The organism is Aeromonas genomosp. paramedia (genome assembly GCF_023093515.1).
GTDB lineage: Bacteria > Pseudomonadota > Gammaproteobacteria > Enterobacterales > Aeromonadaceae > Aeromonas.
Genome location: NZ_JAAROG010000073.1, coordinates 1 through 250 on the forward strand (window position 1 = coordinate 1; position 250 = coordinate 250).

Annotated in this window: 1 tRNA gene; it reads right to left on the reverse strand. The window is 63.6% G+C overall.

The annotated features are described in order from the left end of the window. Nucleotides 1-121 precede the first annotated feature (121 nt). Nucleotides 122-200 (reverse strand) — tRNA-Gln (locus HB860_RS22100). Between the last annotated feature and the right edge of the window lie 50 nt (nucleotides 201-250).

Here is a 250-nt window from a genome sequence, read left to right on the forward strand (position 1 = left end):
CTCGGCTCGGTCAGTGGACGGGCTCGGCGTCACGGTGCTCCCCCCAGGTTCGGATGTGGCATGCAAGGTTTACTCTAGCCGCCACTCGGTTACACCGCACTGCGGGAGCGGGATCAACGAGCTCCCCGGGCAGGAGTCGAACCTGCGTCGCTCATCCTGATTCAAAGTCAGGCGGGCCCTGCCGACAGACCAACCGGGGAACGCTCGGCGAACCGAGTCCCCATAACCTTAGAGCATGCATCGCAATTCG